Origin of the sequence: Enterococcus sp. DIV1316a, assembly GCF_050536915.1 — a bacterium.
Lineage (GTDB): Bacteria > Bacillota > Bacilli > Lactobacillales > Enterococcaceae > Enterococcus > Enterococcus faecalis.
This window is the reverse complement of sequence record NZ_CP172913.1, coordinates 789,136-805,645: the sequence shown is the minus strand read 5'-3', so window position 1 is coordinate 805,645 and position 16,510 is coordinate 789,136. Positions and strand designations below refer to the sequence as shown.

Genomic DNA, 16,510 nt, shown 5'->3' with positions numbered 1-16,510 from the left:
CTTCCCCTCCTCTAGTCTAATTTTTAGGTGGCTATCTTCTACTATATCACACTATATTACAACACCTTACAAAACTGTTCGGAAAATTTTCTGTTTTTTATTACAAAAAAAAGACAAAAGACTCTATAATGAGAGAGGACTCGATTGATTATAGATGAGATAGGTGACGGAGAATGGCAATAGAAAAATATTTTCAAACAATAGATGGCAGTCAAATTTTTTATCAAATTTTTGGCAAAGAAACAAATTACCCCCTTGTGTTACTTCATGGTAATGGCAATGATCATACTTTTTTTAATTATCAAATTTCTTATTTCTCCAAGGAGTATCAAGTTATTGCGGTGGATACCCGCGGACATGGACGTTCCACCAATACACAAAGTCAATTAACTTTTCCGCTTTTGGCAGAAGATTTAGCTGGTATTATTCAACAAGAACACTTAACAAAAATTAATTTATTGGGCTTTAGTGACGGAGCAAATATTGCCATGGTTTTTACCCATTTATATCCTGATTTCGTCAACAAACTCGTCTTAAATTCTGGAAATGTCACCATGTCTGGTCTGAAAAAATATGTAACGATTGCCACTTATTTTCAATATTGGTTTTGTCGTATTGGCGCTTTTTTTTCAAAAAAATTGCGCACACGGCTCCCTATCGTGGCTCTGTTATTTGAAGATACTGGACTGACAAAACAAGATTTAGAACACATCCCCTGTCCTACTCTTGTTATTACTGGCAGTCGAGATTTAATTGCGCTTTCCCATTCACGGGCGATTGCTGATGCCATTCCTGATGGTAAATTGGTCTTGGTAAATAAACAGGGTCATTTATTTGCCAAAAACTCACCAGATATTTTTAATAAAACAATCGAAAAATTCTTAAAGGAAATGAAGGTGTCTAAATGAAACAAATTATTCATTGGATCAAAACGCATACAGGATTACTAAAAACACTGTTTGTTATTGCGGTCTCAATTATTGTTGTTGCCCAACTTTTATCAATTGGTAAAACGATCTCATTTGAACAGTTAAAACAGATTTTTGATGAGATTCCGCTATGGAAATTGTTATTGATGATGGTTATCGGTTTAGTTTCCGTTACTCCGATGCTAAATTATGACTTAACATTAAATCGCATTTTAAACTTGAAAGTCTCAAAACGGGAACTCCTTGAATCTAGCTGGATTGTCAATACTATCAATAATATTGGTGGATTCGGTGGTTTGGTCAGCATGGGACTTCGTTCTGAATTTTATGGAAATAAAACAGAGGAAAAGAAAATTTTACCTGCGTTAACCCATATTTTACTTTTTGTGTTATCCGGTCTATCTATTTATAGTATTCTTTGCTTTTTCCTTGTTCAGTTTGATCCAAAGATGGCTTATTTACAGCAATATTGGATTTGGTTATTAGGTGGCGGTCTTTATTTCCCGTTACTTTATCTTATTTTACATTTCCAAAAAAATAGTTCCTTTGGTAACCTCGATGCAAAAAATCGCTTATCTTTAGTTGTTTCTTCGTTTTTAGAATGGACAGGTGTTTTAATTACCTTTATCAGTATTGGTTACTTATTAGATGTACCGATTCCTTTAATTGATATTGTTCCTTTATATGTAGCAGCTTCGATTATTGGGATTGCTTCGATGATTCCAGGGGCTTTAGGTAGTTTTGATGTCATGATGATTTTAGGACTAAGCAACTTAGGTGTTGATCGTGAAATTATTGTTTTGTGGTTATTGCTCTATCGTTTATTCTATTATATTATTCCTTTCTTAATTGGCTGTTTGTTCTTTACAAAACACTTAAGCCAAAAGTTGGATACTCATTATCGTCAATTGCTAAAACAAATTACTTTGGAAATTGCCCACAAGCTGGAAGTGGTTTTACTTTATTTTTCAGGAATTATGATGGTGCTCCTAGCCACTATTCCAGAAGCCTTCACTCAAGTGCATTGGTTAAGAGATATTAACCCCTTCCGTTCTCATATTATTATTCAAATTCCGAGTATTGTCTTAGGCTTTGCATTATTAATTATGGGACGTGGGATTGCTGATCGTGTTAAAAGAGCCTATTATCCAACGATTATTTTATTAATTGGTGCTATCTTGTATTCATTTGTTGTTGACTTTAGTATGTTTTCCATTTTCTATTTAGCTATTTTATTATTTATCGTTATTTTTTCAAAATCAGAATTGTACCGTGAACAACTGGTTTACTCTTGGGAGTGGATGACGATTGATGGCTTTATCTTTGGCTTGTTGACTTTGTTATACCTGGTAATTGGTGTTTATAATTTACCGAACTTCCCACACCATCGTCATCATTTTGTGGAATTTTTCTTGTTCCCTTCCGAACGGATCTGGTTGTCAGGATTTATCGCTATCCTCTTAGTTATGAGTTTTAACTTTCTATTTGTTCGCTACCTCCAAGGGAAAAAACACCAAGTTGGTGAGTTTCCAGAAGATAGTATCTTGCATAATATCTTAACAACTTATGGCGGGAATATTGACAGTGAACTTGTCTTTCTTCATGATAAACAGGTTTTCTTATATCCCAAAGAAGAACCGACTGTCTTTTTACAATTCAACACCATTAATAATAAATGCGTTGTGATGGGCAACCCTTCTGGGAACAAAGAAGATTTTCCTGCGGCGATTGATGCATTCCTTAAAGAAACAGATCGTTTCGGCTATGTACCCGTCTTTTACGAAACCAATGAGGACAGCGTGATGTTACTACACGAATATGGCTACGAATTTATCAAAATGGGCGAAGAAGCCTTAGTTAATCTAGAAACATTTACGATGTCTGGGAAAAAATTCAAAGGTACCCGCGCAGTGTTTAATAAAATTACCAAAGCCGGCTATTCATTTGACGTACTCCAACCTCCTTTTAGTACCGAACAAATGCACGAATTAAAAGCTATTTCGGATAGTTGGTTAGACAATCGAAAAGAAAAAGGCTTTTCACTAGGATTTTTCGATGAAGCGTATCTTCAAAGAAACCCAATTGCTGTTGTCCGAAATGCTGAAGGAGAAATGGTCTCTTTCGCTAATATTATTCCTAGTTACACAAATGAAGTTGGTACCATCGACTTGATGCGTCACCATAAAGAAAAAGCCCCTTCTGGAAGTATGGATTTCCTATTTATTCATTTATTTGAATATATGAAAACAGAAAATATTCATTATTTCAATTTAGGGATGGCTCCGTTAGCCAACGTTGGTCAATCAAGAAAAAGTTTTATTCAAGAACGGATTGCTGCGTTAATTTATGAATTTGGTTCAGAAATTTACTCCTTCCAAGGATTACGCGAATACAAGGAAAAATTTGCTAGCAAATGGCAACCCCGCTATACACTTTATTCTAAAAGTAGCTGGATTGTCTACGTGATGATTGCTTTACTCATTGTCGATCAAAAAAATATTGACTAACAAAAAGAATCCCAATTAAGTATAAAAAGCTTGGCAACTTCACTGAAATTTAGTGAGGTTGCCAAGCTTTTTAATTTCTTTCATCTAGTTTTTCTTTAATTAAAAAGGCTGTTTCTTCGACAGATTTTGCGGTTACATCAATCACTGGGATGCCATACTTCGCAAAAATTTCTTCAGCATAAGCTAATTCTTGTTCAATCCGTTCAACATTGGTATAACTGGTCTCATTACCTAAACCTAAGGAAGCCAACCGACTGCTACGAATCTGTCCTAATGTTTCTGGCGAACAAACTAAACCAATCATTTTTTGTGGATCCATTTCTTCCAAAATTGGCGGCAATGGAACTTCTGGAATTAATGGTAAGTTAGAAACGCGGTAGCCTTGATTCGCTAAATACATACTGACTGGCGTTTTTGAGGTCCGCGAAACGCCTAACAACAATATATCAGAATCAAGAAACCCTTGAGGATTTTTGCCATCATCATATTTTACAGCAAATTCAATCGCTGAGATTTTATCAAAATAGGCACGATCTAGTTGGTGGCGTCGTCCAGGCTCTTCAATAGGATCTACTCCGGCTTTCGCTTGAATTAATTCAAAAAATGGCGCCATTAAATCTAAATATAACAACCCTGTTCGTTCACTAAATTCTTTCGCCGCTGTGATTAGTTGTTTACTGACTAATGTACTGACAACTAAGGCTTTATCTTTTAAGGCATCTTTTAAAATCTCTAATAATTCTTCTTCTGTTGTGACAAAAGAAAAATTGTATCGATTAAGAAAAGAAATATCTGGATATTGTGCGCTTGCTGCAGCTAACAATTTTTGTGATGTTTCTCCAAGTGAATCGGAAATAGTATAAACAATGATCTCTTTTTTCATAATTAAGCTCCCTTATCTGTTTTGTGCGGCTTCTTTCGCTTGTTGCGTAATATAGGTTAAAATTTTCGTTTTCGTAATTTTTCCAATAACTTTTTTAGGATTTTCTTTTTCAACGACTGGCAAAGAATCCACTTCGTATTTTTGCAAAGTGTCAGCAGCTTCAAGAATAGTAAATTCTGGTGTGCAGGTTTTCACATGTGGCACTCTTGTCATACAAACAGCAACAGGTGTGCCATCAATATTTGTATTTAAAGAGGCCCGTAATAAATCTTTTCGTGACAAAACCCCTAATAATTCTTTTGCTTCATCCATGACATAAAGAGAACCGACATCATACATAAATAAGTTGGTAATCGCATCTCGAATTGAGGTGTCTTGGGCAACCATCAATGGTGGACTCATGATCTCCTGAACTTTTGTTTGAAAAACATCAAAAAAGAAAAAAGCCTCCATATTATCACTTTCGTAAGTATACCCAACTTTCGGACTTGCTTTTAAAATTCCTGAAAGTGTTAAAAAAGACAAATCAGAACGCAATGTCGCACGTGAAACGGCTAGTATGTCCGAAATGCGTTCACCACTAACTGGCTGATGCTCTTTTACAACAGCGATAATTTGCTCTTGTCGTTTACTTAATTTCATCATTTCCTCCTCAATTCCTCTTAAACAAATTGTGCATTCGCTTACAATTATACACATATTTATTGTTTTTTCAACATATTGACAAGAAACTTTTTCTATTGACAAACTTATTTCCGTCTATTATGATGTTTATTGAACATATAAGACACATATTAAACGGAGGTCACGCATGAAAAAGTTTATTTATTCTTTTAACGAAACACACAATGAAGGTAAAGAGACTCTTGGTGGTAAAGGGGCAAACTTGGCAGAAATGACACGCTTAGGTTTGCCGATTCCACAAGGATTCACGATTACAACCCGTTGCTGTATGGACTATTTGGCAGATGCTACTTTCTTTGAAGAACACTTACAATCAGAAATTTTGAAAGCGGTTAAAAATCTAGAAACTGAAACAGGCAAATCTTTTACCGCGGACAATGAGATTCTCTTAGTTTCCGTTCGCAGCGGTGCTGCCTTCTCGATGCCTGGTATGATGGATACTATTTTAAATTTAGGTTTAAATGATCAACGTGTGAAAAAATTTGCGACCTTAACCTCTCCTGGTTTTGCTTTTGACTGTTATCGCCGACTTATTCAAATGTTTGGAGACGTCGTCTATCACATTCCCAAAGAATTATTTGACCAACAAAAAGAGCGCTTGGAACAAGAGCTAAACAAAAAAATTACCGCTTTTCAAGAAGCAGATCATTTCGCCTTGATTGTCCGCTACCAAGAAGTTTTCGAACAATATCATGTGGTCTTCCCACAAGACCCTGTCGCACAACTTTTTGAAGCAATCAAAGCTGTTTTTGATTCATGGAATAATCAACGTGCGGTGGTTTATCGAAACTTACATCATATTGCACATGATTTAGGTACAGCTGTCAACATTCAAGAAATGGTTTTCGGCAATCGTGGACTAGACAGTGGCACTGGCGTTGTCTTTACTAGAAATCCGGTCACAGGGGAAAATCAACTGTTTGGAGAGTTTCTTTTGAACGCGCAAGGAGAAGATGTAGTGGCTGGTATTCGGACGCCAGAACCCATTCGTCGTTTACGTTTGACTATGCCAAAAGTTTATCAAGATTTTCGCCATTACGCAGAACTTTTAGAATATCATTATCGTGACATGCAAGATATTGAATTTACCATTGAAAATGAAAAATTATATATTTTACAAACAAGAAACGGGAAACGAACCGCCGCAGCTACGGTTAAAATTGCTTTAGACTTAGCCAAAGAAAATCGCATTACTAAACAAGAAGCACTGTTGCGTGTGACACCTGATACGATTGATCAATTAATTCATCCCGTGTTTGATCAAGAGAAACGACAACACATGGAACGTTTAGCTATGGGACTTCCTGCTAGTCCTGGTGCAGCAAGTGGCCAAATTGTTTTTACAGCAGAAAAAGCCAAAGAACTGACCAATCTAGGAAAGAAAGTCATTCTTGTTCGTCAAGAAACTTCACCAGAAGATATTGAAGGCATGGTTGTAAGCGAAGCAATCGTGACCAGTCGTGGCGGAATGACTTCTCATGCCGCTGTGGTCGCACGAGGAATGGGAACTTGCTGTGTGACTGGTTGTGAAAGTTTAACCGTCAATGAAGAAGCCAAACAACTACACTGCGGGCCACAGGTCATCTTAGAAGGAACAATCATTTCCGTCGATGGCTCAACGGGGGAAATTTATCTTGGCGAAATTCCTACAATTTCTGCTGATAATAACGATGACCTTCAAGAGCTCTTGTCTTGGGCAGATGCATATGCTGATTTAACTGTTCGTGCCAATGCAGAAACTACACAAGATTTAGAGACTGCTATCCGTTTTGGCGCAGCGGGGATTGGTTTAGCGCGAACAGAGCATATGTTTTTCGGTGAAGAGCGTGTCTTGGAAATGCGTCGCCTGATTTTAGCAGAGTCTGAAAAGGAAGCAACCTATGCGTTGGAGCAACTTCTTCATTTTCAACAGGAAGACTTTTATCAAATGCTGAAAGTAGTTCAAGACAAACCCATGGTGGTCCGCTTGTTAGATCCGCCGATGCATGAGTTTTTACCTCATGAAAAGAATGATATTCAATTATTGGCGAAGCAACTACAACGGTTCCCGGTGACCATCGCCAAACAAATTGAACGGTTACAAGAAACCAATCCAATGTTGGGCCATCGTGGTTGTCGCTTAGGTGTGACCCAACCACAAATATACAAAATGCAAGTTACAGCCTTATTTACTAGTGCCATTCGATTAGTCAAAGAAGGAATTACTGTTTATCCAGAAGTGATGATTCCTCTAATCGCCGAAAAAGAAGAACTTCTCTATCTCAAACGCATTTTAAAAGAAACGATTGACGGTCTCTTTGAAGAACATAAAATGACTCCTTTCCCTTACGAAATCGGGACAATGATTGAACTACCTAGAGCTTGTCTGATTGCGGATCAGTTAGCAGAAGAAGCAGACTTTTTCAGCTTTGGAACAAATGATTTAACACAAATGACCTATGGTTTTTCTCGTGATGATATCGGTAAATTCATTAATACGTATCGGGAAAAGAAAATCATTACCCAAGATCCGTTTCAATCACTAGATCAAACAGGTGTTGGTCAACTGATTCAATTAGCTGTAGAGAAAGCGCGTCGTACTAAACCAAACATGAGTATTGGCGTATGTGGAGAAGTCGGTGGTGATCCGCAATCCATCACATTTTTCCAAACACTTGGCCTAAACTACATCTCTTGCTCACCTTATCGGGTACCTATTGCGAAACTCGCAGCTGCCCAAGCCAAAATTTTAACCGAACCGGCTGTGACTGAAGAACAAATGGTCCTTCTTTAATTTAACGTGTGTAACAAATGATTCATCCTTACAAGATAAAAAGTGCTAGGAACATCAGTCGAAACGCTTGATGTTCCTAGCACTAAATTTTAAGATCAATGATTGTACTCTGGTTATTTTCTTATAAACGCGGCATCTTTTGTCAAGGGGTCTGTTACATCTGATACATATCTTTCTACTTTCATATGCAAATCATATTTTTCTCTAAGTTCCGTAATACGGGTCATCATTGGAGAAGCGTGGTGTTTGTCTAATGCTTCCTGATCTGTCCAACTATCAATCAGCAGAACTGTTTCTTCATCGTCCATTGGAAAAAAGTATTCATAGCGACTATTCCCTTTTTCTGCACGAATCGCCTCTACAATTCCGCTGGCAATCATTTCTTTGGCAAATTCTCTTGCACCTCCATTTGTCCCACTATAATAAATATTTATAGTAATCGCCATCTGTCTTCCCCCCTAAATTTACTTGCCTTTTTACGTTCCCGACTGGAATTGAACCAGCGACCTACCGCTTAGGAGGCGGTTGCTCTATCCTACTGAGCTACGAGAACAATCTGTTTTAATTTTAGAAGTCTTCACTACATCTGTCAATAGACAAAAAGAAAGTATCCTGCATAAATAATTATGCGAGATACTTTCTTTCAGTGAAACACGTCGTTCGTTTATCTATTATTTTTTTTGCCGCCGATCAAGAATCATTTTTCCTAAATAATAAAGTCCTGTCGCAATAGCTATATATTGCCCAATTTTATTATTGCGTGCAACTTTTTCTTGTTTCGTTTTCGCCATTGTCCCCATCACCTTTCTAAAATAATTCTTTTTACATTTTTATTATAGTAGGTTCTGTCATTTTTTGCGAATAAACACACTTTTAAAAATAATCTTCTAAAATTGGCATGCCTTTGACTAAACGTTGTCCTAAACGTTGAGCTGTCGTTGCGTCTCCTTGCAAGCGTTCATAAAAAGATAACGTCTCTGCTGAACGATAGCCCAAGAATAGTTGCGTCCACGTTTGGATATCTGCTTTCAAAGCAGCAGTCCCTTCTTTTTCCGCAGCACCTTTAGTCACTGTTGCTTTTCCTTGTTCGTCAATTGTGATTGTCCAAATGCCTTCATTCCATGGCCCATAGGAATCTTCAATCTCTAAAGAATACGTTTCTTTTTCTCCTGATTGAAATGGATATTTTTCCAGAAATGTTTGTAACTCAACGATTCGTGCCATCATGTAAGGTAAAATTTTTACAGAAGCTGCTGGCGTTGGCATTAAATCATTTAAATCTTTTCCAGCAAAACCATTAATCCAATGGAACGATTGAACGGAACCACTATGTGAGCCAATAAACCCAGCTAAAGCTTTAAAAGCTGTATTAGTTAAATAGTTCCATTCTACGATTTCAAAGGTGCCAGCAGCTATCCGATAAATCACATAGCCTTCTGCTTTCCCTTCTGACGAATAATAAATCGCTTGATTATTTGGTTTACTTGCACGATTCAGCGTATAATCCAGCCACCAAGTTTCACGGATCACACCACCAGAGTGCGCTCTTTGATTTTCAAGGTATACGTCTTTAATGACCTCTTTACCGTCAGCCCAAGAAACTCGTTTAATGGTACCCGGAACTCGTTTAACACGTGGCCAATCTTCCGTTTTAATTGTATACTCTGCTTGTTCAAATGTTTGTTCATAGCCATATTGACGATAAAATGGATATGAAAACGGTGCTAAGTAAGAAAGGGCAACCTTTTGTTTCGCTAAATCAGCCAACATTTCTTTCATAATAGCAGAGATGCCGCCTTCACCACGATATTCTGGATAAGAAGCCACGTAGCCAATTCCAGCCATGGGATAGCGGACACCATGGAAATTCACTTGAAAAGGTGTCGCCATCACTTGACTTGTTAACTGCTCATCAATTAGGAAGCCATAGCTTTGCGTATGTGACAACAATTTTTCAAAACGTTCTTGGCGTTCCGCCGTGGGTTCCTGATTAAAAGCATAGATAACAAGATCAAACATCTCTTTCATTTCTTCTTTGCCCATTTTTTTGACTCTTTTAGTTGTCATTTTCTTTCCTCCTCGCACATTGTATCAATTCATTTTATCACAGAAACGGTTCTCTTTCTAAAAGCCGTTATTTGCTGTCATTTCTTTGAACCAACGACCGCTTTTCTTAATGGTCCGTTTCGCATCATCATCTAAATCCACAGCGATGAAGCCATAACGATTTTTATAGGCATTGAGCCAAGACCAGTTATCCATACACGTCCACATATGATATCCTTGAACATTACTACCTTCTTGAATCGCTTGGTGCACCCATTTCAAGTGATCTTGCACGAATTCAATCCGATAATCATCTTCAATGACTCCTTGTTCATTGACAAAGCGTTCTTCTCCTTCTACGCCCATGCCATTTTCTGAAATGTAGCAGCGAATGTTGCCATAATTTTCTTTTAAATTCATTAATGTATCATAAATACCTTTTTCGTAGATTTCCCAGCCACGGTAAGGATTCATTTTTTTGCCAGGCATATCGTAGACATCATAAAAATCTTCTGGAAGTAAGCCTTCTGGTCGTGTTTCAACAGGTGTTTCTTTTGCTTTGGCACGACGTGGTTGATAGTAGTTTACTCCTAATAAGTCCACAGTATTTTCAGCAATTATTGCTAAATCTTCTGGCGTTGTTTCTGGCAATAAGTCATTTGCTTTCGCCCAAGCAACCATATCTTCTGGAAAATGACCTTTAACAGCCGGGTCTAAAAACGAACGATTAAAGAAACCATCGACAAATTTAGCCGCATTTACATCGGCTTCGTTGTGCTCATCACGAGGATAAGTCGGCGTTAAGTTTAAAATAATGCCAATTTCACCTGATAAGTTCATAGAGTGATAGACGGCAATCGCTTTGGCACTAGCTAAAGCTTCATGATAGAGTACTTGAATCCCTTCTTTTAGATTCACTTTATCAGGATAATGCCAGCCATAGAGATAACCACCTTCAACTGGTACAATTGGTTCATTGTGCGTAAACCATTTTTTCACGCGATCGCCAAACAATTCAAAACAGGTTTTGGCAAAGTCAACATACAAATCAACCACTTCACGGCTTTCCCAACCGCCTTTTTCTTGAAGTACCATCGGCATATCAAAATGATACAAGTTCATAAAGGGCTCAATCCCGTGTTCTAATAAATCATCAATGACTTGATTATAAAAATCAACTGCTGTTTGATTGACTTTTCCTGTTGTAGGATCTGGAATTAAACGGCTCCATTGAATGGATGTTCGAAAAGAGTTATGTCCCGTTTCTTTCATTAACTGAATATCTTCTTGGTATTTTTTATAAAATTGTGAGGTCTTATCTGGACCGACTTGTTGAAAAAATTTTTCTGGCGCTTCTTGATACCAAAAATCCCAAATATTTTGACCTTTACCATCACCTTCAAAAACGCCTTCTGTTTGAGGACCGCTGGCTGCAGAACCCCACCAAAAATTTTCTGGAAATTGATATTTCATGTTATTTGCTCCTTTACGATTTAATCATTAAAAAAAGGATTGAACCCTCCGTAAGAGTCCGGACGATTCAATCCTTCGATTTTTTACTCAGCTGCTTCTGCGGCTGCTTCTTGTTTCAAGTATTGATCTGTTGCTACTTTTACGAAAGGCATGTAGATCAAAATAGAAATCAATAAGTTAACAGCTGCTAAAACTCCGCCGGCGATACTCTTCGTTGCTAAAAATCCGCCAATAATTGGTGGTGTTACCCAAGGTGGCATAAAGGTTGCAGCTGGTACTAAACCAGTTGCTGTCGCCACATACGCAACAGTTACAAGAACCATTGGGACTAAAATGAATGGGATAAACATAATTGGGTTTAAAACAATTGGTAAACCGAACATGACTGGTTCATTAATATTAAATAGTCCTGGTGCTAAACTTAAGTTTGTAATGACTTTGTATGGTTTGTTACGACGACCAACGATAAAGATAGCAATTAACAGACCTAATGTTGCCCCTGTTCCACCTAAGTTTACAAATGAATCAAAGAAAGGTTTGTTTACAATATAAGGAATTGCTTTACCTGCTTCTAAAGCTTTAATGTTCGCATCAATCGCTGGTACGTTGATTGTTTGCATTAATGGGTCAACCATGTTGGCACCATGTAAACCAAAGAACCATAAGAATGGTGTAATGAAAGCTAACAATAATGCTGATGGGTAGCTGTTTGCAAGTCCCATAAATGGTTGTTGAACTGCTTCATAGAATGAAATAACGATATTGTCAATTCCTAAAGCAAATAGAATTGATGTGATTAAACTAAATAAACTGATTGTAATCATTGCTGGTAATAATGCCGCAAATGATTTTGCTACTGCTGGTGGTACACCATCAGGCATTTTGATAACTAATTTAGGATTGCCAGATAAACGTTGGAATAGTTCTCCTGAAATAAGTGCAATAATCAAAGCAATAAATAATCCAGTTGCGCCCATACCTTCTAAGCCGCCAACTGCGAAGAATGAAGCTACAGAAACTGTACCGGCTGCAATGCCGTCTTTTCCATAAGATTTAACTAAATTGTGTGCTACTAAAAAGGCTACTAAAACGGCAAAGATTGCGAATGTACCGTTCCAAATGTTACCACCAAAGCTTTTCCAAATTGGTGCATCGTTATACATCATTGGGAAAATTTTGTTTAAAAAGTCCTCATATCCTGGAATTGGAATATTATTAATTAATACCGCCAAAGCCCCTAAAATCATTAATGGCATCGTTACGACAAACGCGTCACGAATTGCTACCAAGTGCCGTTGCGCTGCGATAACTGACGCTTTCGGCATAAAGTGTTTCTCCATCCATTGAACAAATCCGTCCATTGTTATTCCTCCTAATTAACGCTTTCTCAAGCGCGTTTTTCTTATAAGACGCATTGACAACGAGATTACTCGTTATCAATACGGCGATAAAGATCGATAATTTCTTTTGCTAAATCTGTAAATGCAATCGCAGTCATTAAATGATCTTGACTGTGCACTGTTAACAATGTTACTTGCATGTTATTGCCTTTTGCTTCTTCTGTTAACATTCCTGTTTGCGAATGATGTGCATGTACAAGTGATTCTTCTGCATCTGCAATTTTTTTGTCTGCTAATTCAAAATCCCCCGATTTTGCTGCGGCAATCGCTTCCATTGCATCGCTTTTAGCATTTCCGCCATACATGATTAAACCCATGATTGCTTCTAAGTTCTGTTGTCCGTCCATTACCTCTACCCCATTTTCTGCTCTAGTTTGATGATCCCATTAATGAAATTGCTTGATCTAAAACTTTTTCGCCATTCATCATGCCATAGTCCGCCATGTTAATGACATCTAAAGGAATCCCTTTTGGTTGTAATTTTTGTTCAAATTGCCCTTTCATGAAACGAACTTGTGGACCTAAAAGTAAAACATTCACCTCTTTATTTTCCAAGTTTGTATCTGCTTCAGAAGCCGATACTGCAAAGATGTCTGCTTCCATGCCACGATCTTCTGCTGCTTTTTGCATTTTTGTTACTAATAAACTTGTGCTCATTCCTGCGGAACAAACTAACATAATTGTTTTTTTTGCCATTTTCCTTCATCTCCTAAATTCTCTTTGTTTTGCTTTACACCTTTATATAAGCAAGAAGCGTGCCAAGTTTTAACACATTGAAAACCTTGATATGACAACGTTTTTCAACATGGAAAGCGTGTACACACTAAAAATAAAACGATTACACACAGCTTTTTTGTGTGCGTTTCCAAAATAATAGGGCCAAAAAAAAAAGTGAGCGATAAGTCGAAACGACTCATCGCTCACTTTCTAAAGCTGAAGAGAATCAACTGGACAAAAGCCGCTTTTTCCCTTTAAGCAGTTTCCATCATTTTAAGCATTTTATAAAACTGTTTCTTTTTAAAATAACTTAAAAAGATACCTAATACTGCATCATTCAGTTTTTGTAACGCCCCATAAGAAACCATTGTTTCTGTATAACGCAGTTCACAGCTTTTTTCATCAATTGGCTGGAGCTCATACCGCACCGAGAAATCATTTTTAGTTGTGGATGTTCGAAATTGATAGGTCTTATTTTCTACAGCTTCTTCAATAACTATTTTCGCGCGACTATTTTTACTATATTCTTTGATGTATTCAAACTTACGCAACTGCTTTCTTGTAAGAGTTTTGCCTGTTTGCTTACGGATATCAAAAATAACAGAATTCATTAATTGCGTGTAAAATTCATCTGCTGAAATAGTTAATGTTTTCGTAATTTCCATTACCGTTTCACCTCATCCTTTGTCGCCTCTTCTTCAGCAACTTTTTTTCCTTTAAAAAACAGGTAACCACCAAGTCCAATGAAAAAAATCCCCGTTGTCAGACTTAATAAATCATAGTTTAAGGAGCTGGGATTCAACGAATACAAAACAATCAAGAAGCCAATACTACATAAAAATAATCCATTTCTAATCATTTTCATCCATCCTATCTTTTTAGACTACCGTTGCTTGGAAGTATAAAACGCCACCCCAAGGTTGTTCCTTAATCAGCTGTTTTGCAACTTGTGCAGCAGTTTCAGGGTCTCCTTCAACTTCAAAAAATAACTTAATACCATTCTTTTCTTTAAAAGTAAATGTTTCATTTTCCCCTTGATATGCCTCTAATAAAGTAATAATTTCCTCTTGCTTCATTGCACTTGCAATCGAAATCATGCTGCTCGCTCCTTTCTATACAAGTAATTGCTGTTTTTATTGCCTATTGCTCACTTTCGCCTAATGCAGGATCCATTTTGTTAGCAGCGATAACAAACGGTGTCCAAATCAAGAAAGTGACTACCATACATACCAACGCTACGATTGGTGCGCGCCAGTCGGCACCTGTCGCTAAGAAAGATAATAGCAACGGCGGTGTCACCCATGCGACTTGTTGAGAAACTGGGGCGACTAGCCCAAGATACGTTGCAACCCAGCCAATTGTAGTAGCAACTAATGGCGCAATTACAAATGGAATAAACATAATTGGATTCAGAACAACTGGTAAACCAAACATAATCGGTTCATTGATATTAAAGATCCCAGGTCCTAATGATAATTTACCAACTGTTAAATAATCTGCTCGTTTGGAGAATAACAAGATTGCAATAATTAGGACAATTGTACCGCCTGAACCACCAAACCAAGCAAAAGCATCAAACGAACCACGGACCCACATGTAGGCTTTACCGTCGTCAATAGCGGCTAAAACCGCAGCTGTTCCTGTTTTTCCTTCATAACCTTTTTGGAAAATATCAATATTGATTAATTGTGCTTGTCCCCAAATTCCTTCAAGAACTGGTGCCAAAACGTTTGGACCGTGAATACCAAAGAACCAGAAAATTTGAACAAAAACCGTTACGATTAACACAGCGCCTAGTCCTTGTGATAACCCAAGGAACGGTTCCGCGATATATTTTTGAATTAAGTCAATTAATAATTGACCGCCTGAAAGTTTTGACACCGTAAAGTTAATAATTGCTACGACATACAATGCGATTGTTGCTGGTAAAATTGCCGCAAACGCTTTTGAAACTGCTGGTGGTACAGAATCAGGCATTTTTATTGTTAAATCCGCTTGCATTAATTTACAAAAAATAATGGTTGATAAAGCGCCCATAATCATCACTGTAAAGAAAGCGTTACCATTTAGATGGTTGAGATTTAACCAACCCCATGGATTGACAGTCAATTGATTATTAGCAATTGACGCACCAATTTCTGCCCCATTAATTGCGTTGGCAATCTTTTCTGGCACTTTTACAGCTAATTCAGCTGTGTTATTTGGTGCAAAAGCAACACCTGAAATTAAGGTAGCTAAACTGACAATCCCACCAGCTAGCTCATTCACATTGTATGCTTTCGCTAAGTTATAGCCCCAAGAAAAAGCGAAAATCAAACCAGCGATAGCCAATGTACCATTCCAAACAAAACCATTAATCCCAATGATGACATTCAATACTGCAAAAATACCTTTGTCTGCTTCCAAACTTGCCGCATAAGTTGAGACAAACTCTTGGGGAAGATCTCGAATAATTGCGTTAATCATTACGGCGACTGATCCAGCCATTGTCGCAGGTAATGTACCAATAAAAGCATCCCTTAGTGCCACCAGATGTTTCTGTGCACCAATTTTTGCGGCAGTTGGTAAGATATATTTTTCCATCCATGCCATTAATCCGTTCATTTTTATTCCTCCTGTATCCATTTATATTTATTAAAAAGGCAGTAGCCTCATTAAACGAATGAATCGAGCGTACAAAATAAAACCTTTGGTAACATGCACTATCCTTATTTGCTATTCACTTTTCTTAAACCTTTTAATTGCTTATCCCATTAATGAGATTGCTTGATCTAAAACTTTTTCGCCATTCATCATGCCATAATCTGCCATGTTAATTACATCTAAAGGAATCCCTTTTGGTTGTAATTTTTGTTCAAATTGCCCTTTCATGAAACGAACTTGTGGACCTAAAAGTAAAACATTCACCTCTTTATTTTCCAAGTTTGTATCAGCTTCAGAAGCCGATACTGCAAAGATGTCTGCTTCCATGCCACGATCTTCTGCTGCTTTTTGCATTTTTGTTACTAATAAACTTGTGCTCATTCCTGCGGAACAAACTAACATAATTGTTTTTTTTGCCATTTTTTCTTCATCTCCTTAAAAGTTATGACGTTATA

General features: G+C 37.4%; 16 protein-coding genes and 1 tRNA gene. 3 read left to right on the top strand and 14 right to left on the bottom strand.

The window, feature by feature from the left end:
* Positions 1-173 precede the first annotated feature (173 nt).
* The gene (locus tag IGL56_RS03940) at positions 174-908 is read left to right on the top strand and encodes an alpha/beta fold hydrolase (protein WP_002355929.1); all 735 of its coding nucleotides are present in this window, start codon (positions 174-176) and stop codon (positions 906-908) included.
* Positions 905-3,436 (top strand): bifunctional lysylphosphatidylglycerol flippase/synthetase MprF, encoded by a 2,532-nt coding sequence (mprF, locus tag IGL56_RS03935; protein ID WP_002355928.1) that lies wholly within the window; start codon positions 905-907, stop codon positions 3,434-3,436. The genes IGL56_RS03940 and mprF overlap by 4 nt, the downstream gene beginning before the upstream one ends.
* Before the next feature lie 70 nt (positions 3,437-3,506).
* On the opposite strand, the gene IGL56_RS03930 is transcribed toward mprF, so the two are convergent.
* Both IGL56_RS03930 and IGL56_RS03925 read right to left on the bottom strand, forming a co-directional pair.
* Positions 3,507-4,319, bottom strand: coding sequence for a pyruvate, water dikinase regulatory protein (locus IGL56_RS03930; RefSeq protein ID WP_002355927.1), 813 nt, complete (start codon positions 4,317-4,319; stop codon positions 3,507-3,509).
* A gap of 12 nt (positions 4,320-4,331) precedes the next feature.
* Positions 4,332-4,961, bottom strand: a complete 630-nt coding sequence (locus IGL56_RS03925; RefSeq protein ID WP_002355926.1) for a helix-turn-helix transcriptional regulator — start codon at positions 4,959-4,961, stop codon at positions 4,332-4,334.
* 169 nt (positions 4,962-5,130) lie between these two features.
* On the opposite strand from IGL56_RS03925, the gene ppdK reads away from it, so the two are divergent.
* The gene (gene ppdK, locus IGL56_RS03920) at positions 5,131-7,776 is read left to right on the top strand and encodes a pyruvate, phosphate dikinase (protein WP_002358905.1); all 2,646 of its coding nucleotides are present in this window, start codon (positions 5,131-5,133) and stop codon (positions 7,774-7,776) included.
* A 113-nt stretch (positions 7,777-7,889) separates the two neighbouring features.
* Here the strand turns inward: ppdK and IGL56_RS03915 are convergent, their stop codons facing one another.
* From IGL56_RS03915 to IGL56_RS03860, 12 genes are all read right to left on the bottom strand, one after another.
* A complete protein-coding gene (locus IGL56_RS03915; protein WP_002355924.1) occupies positions 7,890-8,222 on the bottom strand; it encodes a putative quinol monooxygenase in 333 nt (110 codons plus the stop codon).
* A gap of 33 nt (positions 8,223-8,255) precedes the next feature.
* A tRNA-Arg gene (locus tag IGL56_RS03910) sits at positions 8,256-8,329 on the bottom strand.
* A gap of 320 nt (positions 8,330-8,649) precedes the next feature.
* Positions 8,650-9,843 carry a GNAT family N-acetyltransferase gene (locus IGL56_RS03905; protein ID WP_002355922.1) on the bottom strand — a complete coding sequence of 398 codons (1,194 nt, stop codon included), beginning with the start codon at positions 9,841-9,843 and terminating at the stop codon, positions 8,650-8,652.
* Between the two features lie 57 nt (positions 9,844-9,900).
* Positions 9,901-11,295, bottom strand: coding sequence for a glycoside hydrolase family 1 protein (locus IGL56_RS03900; RefSeq protein ID WP_002355921.1), 1,395 nt, complete (start codon positions 11,293-11,295; stop codon positions 9,901-9,903).
* 83 nt (positions 11,296-11,378) lie between these two features.
* A complete protein-coding gene (locus IGL56_RS03895) occupies positions 11,379-12,656 on the bottom strand; it encodes a PTS sugar transporter subunit IIC (protein ID WP_002355920.1) in 1,278 nt (425 codons plus the stop codon).
* A gap of 65 nt (positions 12,657-12,721) precedes the next feature.
* Entirely contained in the window at positions 12,722-13,042 is a 321-nt protein-coding gene (locus IGL56_RS03890; RefSeq protein ID WP_002355919.1) for a PTS lactose/cellobiose transporter subunit IIA, read from the bottom strand.
* Positions 13,043-13,064: 22 nt separating this feature from the next.
* Positions 13,065-13,391 carry a PTS sugar transporter subunit IIB gene (locus IGL56_RS03885; RefSeq protein ID WP_002355918.1) on the bottom strand — a complete coding sequence of 109 codons (327 nt, stop codon included), beginning with the start codon at positions 13,389-13,391 and terminating at the stop codon, positions 13,065-13,067.
* 275 nt (positions 13,392-13,666) lie between these two features.
* Positions 13,667-14,077 carry a DUF3284 domain-containing protein gene (locus tag IGL56_RS03880; RefSeq protein WP_002355917.1) on the bottom strand — a complete coding sequence of 137 codons (411 nt, stop codon included), beginning with the start codon at positions 14,075-14,077 and terminating at the stop codon, positions 13,667-13,669.
* Complete coding sequence (locus IGL56_RS03875; RefSeq protein ID WP_002355916.1) at positions 14,077-14,277, bottom strand: DUF3188 domain-containing protein; 201 nt, start codon at positions 14,275-14,277, stop codon at positions 14,077-14,079. Before IGL56_RS03875 ends, IGL56_RS03880 begins: the two co-directional genes overlap by 1 nt.
* Before the next feature lie 13 nt (positions 14,278-14,290).
* Complete coding sequence (locus IGL56_RS03870; protein WP_002355915.1) at positions 14,291-14,509, bottom strand: hypothetical protein; 219 nt, start codon at positions 14,507-14,509, stop codon at positions 14,291-14,293.
* Positions 14,510-14,552: 43 nt separating this feature from the next.
* Positions 14,553-16,016: a PTS sugar transporter subunit IIC gene (locus tag IGL56_RS03865; RefSeq protein ID WP_002364646.1), complete on the bottom strand. Its 1,464-nt coding sequence runs from the start codon at positions 16,014-16,016 to the stop codon at positions 14,553-14,555.
* Between the two features lie 141 nt (positions 16,017-16,157).
* Positions 16,158-16,475, bottom strand: coding sequence for a PTS sugar transporter subunit IIB (locus tag IGL56_RS03860; protein ID WP_002355913.1), 318 nt, complete (start codon positions 16,473-16,475; stop codon positions 16,158-16,160).
* Between the last annotated feature and the right edge of the window lie 35 nt (positions 16,476-16,510).